The 1361-nt window shown below is 73.5% G+C and carries 1 protein-coding gene; it reads right to left on the bottom strand.

Translation table 11 applies throughout. The features are described 5' to 3' along the window. Positions 1-1361, bottom strand: a 1361-nt coding sequence (locus ADK60_RS22895) for a CLIPPER-2 domain-containing protein (protein WP_159400535.1), incomplete at both ends; no start/stop codon positions are given.

Raw genomic sequence — 1361 nt, 5'->3', positions numbered from 1 at the left:
CCGCCGGGCCGCGGGTTGTCGGGCGGGGTGCCGTTGGCGGTGGCGGTGTTGCGGATGACACCGCGGTCGGCGTCGTCCTGGGTGACGGTGTGGGTGGCGGTGCACAGGACCTGGGCGCCGGGGGCGAGGGACTTCGCCGCGTCCGGGCAGCTGACCTGGGGGGCGGGGCCGGAGCCGGTCCACTCAGTCTCGCTCACGCCGACGCCGGTGAGGGTGACATTGCCGGTGTTGGTGACGGTGTAGGTGTAGGTGATCTGCTCGCCGACGGTGAGGAGCTGCTTGTCGGAGGACTTGACCACCGTCAGCGCGGGCCGGGGGTCGGTGGGGACGGTGGTGCTGCCGGGGGGCGAGGTGACCGGAGTACCGCCGCCGGGCGGGGTGCCGGTCGCGGTCGCCGCGTTGTCGATCTTCCCGGCGTCCACGTCCGCCTGGGTGACGGTGTAGGTGGCGGTGCAGGTGACGATGCGTCCGGGGTCGAGCGAGCGGGCGTCCTCGGGGCAGGTGATCGGGGACAGGGTGCCGGTGCCGGTGAACGTGCCCTCGGTGACGGTGACGCCGGTCAGGGTGATGTTCCCGGTGTTGGTGACCAGGTAGGAGTAGGTGAGGGTCTCACCGGCGACGAGGTGCTGCTTGTCGGCGCTCTTCTCCACCACCAGGGACGGGCGCGGCGTGAACGGCACATCGGTGCTGGACGGCGGCGAGGTGACGGGGGTGCCGCCGCCGGGCGGGGTGCCGGTGGCGGTCGCGGTGTTCTCGATCGAGCCGGCGTCCACATCGGCCTGGGTGACGGTGTACTCGGCGGTGCAGGTGACGACCGCGCCGGGGGCGAGGGAGTTCGCCGCGTCCGGGCAGGTGGCCGCGGGCGGGGTGCCCCGGCCGGTGAACGCGGTCTCGTCGACCCGCACGCCCGTCATGGTGACGTTGCCGGTGTTGGTGATCTCGAAGGAGTAGTGCAGGATCTCGCCGACCCGGAGGGCGCCGGTCTCGGCGGCGGTCTTGCGCAGGGTGAGGTGGGGCTTGGGGGGTGCGGTGACGGTGGTGCCGCTCTCGGGGGAGACGGGCGGGGTGAGCCCCGCGGGCGGGGTGCCGGTCGCGGTGGCGGCGTTGTCGATCTTCCCCGCGTCGATGTCGGCCTGGGTGGCGGCGTAGCGGGCGGTGCAGTTGAGGGTGGCGCCGGGGGTGAGCGGGCCGCCGGGGCAGTCGACCCCGGGGGCGCCGCCGGTGCCGCTGAAGGAGGTCTCGGTGACCTTGAGGTCGGTGAGGGTGACGTTGCCGGTGTTGGTGAGGGTGAAGGTGTAGACGACGAGTTCGCCGGCCTTGGCGACGGTGGCGGCGCGGGCGTCCGGGCCGGGGTGGAGGTC

The organism is Streptomyces sp. XY431 (assembly GCF_001279805.1).
Lineage (GTDB): Bacteria > Actinomycetota > Actinomycetes > Streptomycetales > Streptomycetaceae > Kitasatospora > Kitasatospora purpeofusca.
This window is presented reverse-complemented; position numbering and strand designations above follow the sequence as displayed.